Genomic DNA, 1941 nt, shown 5'->3' with positions numbered 1-1941 from the left:
AGCGCCACGAAGTGCTTGGCCACGGCCTTGTCGTCACCGAGGGCGTCCAGCAGCCAGGTACGGGCCGAGGTCGCGTTGGTGATCGTCTCGATCGTCGTGAACGTCTTGGACGCCACGATGAACAGCGTCTCCGCCGGGTCCAGGTCCCGCAACGCCTCATGCAGATCCGCGCCGTCCACGTTCGACACGAACCGCACCGTCAGGTCACGGTCGGTGAAGGCACGCAGCGCCTCGAACGCCATCGCCGGACCCAGGTCGGAACCGCCGATGCCGATGTTGACGATGTTCTTGATCCGCTTGCCGGTGTAACCCGTCCACTCACCCGAGCGGACCCGGTCGGCGAAGCCGCTCATCTTGTCCAGCACCGCGTGCACGGCCGGGACGACGTTCTCGCCGTCGACCTCGATCACCGCGTCCCGAGGGGCACGCAGCGCGGTGTGCAGCACCGCGCGGTTCTCGGTCGTGTTGATCCGCTCACCACGGAACATCGCGTCCCGCTGCCCGAACACATCCGTGGCGGCGGCGAGTTCCTGGAGCAGGGCCAGGGTCTCGTCGGTGACCTGGTGCTTGCTGTAGTCGATGTGCAGGTCGCCCACCTGGACGACGTAGCGCTCGGCCCGGCCGGGGTCGGCGGCGAACAGCTCGCGCAGGTGCGGCTGACCGCCGGCGCGGTGGTCGGACAGGGCCGTCCACTCGGGGCGCCGGGTGAGCTTGGGGGTGTCTGACGATGCGTCGGACATCAGGCGTTCTCCTTGGGTGCCTCGCCGGTCAGGGCGACGGCGTACATCTCGTCCGCGTCGAGGCGGCGCAGCTCCTCGGCGATCAGCTCCGAGGTCGGGCGGACCTTCAGGGCCAGGGTGCGCGGCGGCTGGCCCGGCAGGGTCAGCGTGGCGAGGGGGCCTTCGGGGCGGTCGATGACGATCTCGCCCTCGTCGGTGCCGAGCCGCACGGCGGTGACCACCGGGCCCTCGGAGACGACGCGGTCCACCTTGACGTGCAGACGGGCCTCCAGCCAGCGCGCGAGCAGCTCGGCGCTGGGGTTGTCCGCCTCCGCCTCCACGGCGGCCGAGGTCACCTTGACCCGCGCCTGGTCCAGCGCGGCGGCGAGCATCGAGCGCCACGGGGTGAGCCGGGTCCAGGCCAGGTCGGTGTCGCCCGGCGCGTAGGTGCGGGCACGGGTGTCCAGCACCTCCAGCGGGTTGTCCACCGCGTACAGGTCCGTGATCCGGCGCTGGGCGAGCGCGCCGAGGGCGTCCTTCGCGGGGGCCTCGGGGGCGTCCACCGGCCACCAGACCACCACCGGCGCGTCCGGGAGCAGCAGCGGCAGCACCACCGAGTCGGCGTGGTCGGACACCTCGCCGTAGGTGCGCAGGACGACCGTCTCACCGGTGCCGGCCTCGGAGCCGACCCGGACCTCGGCGTCGAGCCGCGAGCTGGTCCGGTCGCGCAGGTTGCGCCGGTGGCGCTTGATGACGACCAGGGTGCGCGAGGGGTGCTCGTGCGAGGCCTCCTCGGCCGCCTTGATGGCGTCGTAGGCGTTCTCCTCGTCCGTGACGATGACCATCGTCAGGACCATGCCCACAGCCGGGGTGCCGATGGCGCGGCGGCCCTCCACCAACGCCTTGTTGATCTTGCTTGCCGTGGTGTCGGTCAGGTCGATCTTCATGGCCTGCGCCAGCTCCGTCCGTCTCGTGCGAGCATCTCGTCCGCTTCCTCGGGTCCCCAGCTTCCGGACGCGTACTGCGCCGGCGTGCCGTGCTCGCTCCAGTAGCGCTCGATCGGGTCGAGGATCTTCCAGGACTCTTCCACTTCCTGGGTGCGCGGGAACAGGTTGGCGTCGCCGAGCAGCACATCGAGGATCAGCCGCTCGTACGCCTCGGGGCTGGACTCGGTGAAGGACTCGCCGTAGGCGAAGTCCATCGACACGTCCCGGATCTCCAT

Annotated in this window: 1 protein-coding gene and 2 pseudogenes; all 3 read right to left on the bottom strand. The window is 70.6% G+C overall.

Going from position 1 to position 1941, the window contains the following annotated elements; genetic code table 11:
• Positions 1-740, bottom strand: a pseudogene (locus tag GT030_RS03985) (glucose-6-phosphate isomerase); the annotation flags it as partial.
• Positions 740-1666 (bottom strand): glucose-6-phosphate dehydrogenase assembly protein OpcA, encoded by a 927-nt coding sequence (gene opcA, locus GT030_RS03980; protein WP_161199859.1) that lies wholly within the window; start codon positions 1664-1666, stop codon positions 740-742. The gene opcA and the pseudogene GT030_RS03985, both read right to left, overlap by 1 nt.
• Positions 1663-1941 (bottom strand): annotated as a pseudogene (locus GT030_RS03975) (glucose-6-phosphate dehydrogenase); the annotation flags it as partial. The pseudogene GT030_RS03975 and the gene opcA, both read right to left, overlap by 4 nt.

This window comes from Streptomyces sp. SID1328, assembly GCF_009865595.1.
Lineage (GTDB): Bacteria > Actinomycetota > Actinomycetes > Streptomycetales > Streptomycetaceae > Streptomyces > Streptomyces griseoluteus.
This window is presented reverse-complemented; position numbering and strand designations above follow the sequence as displayed.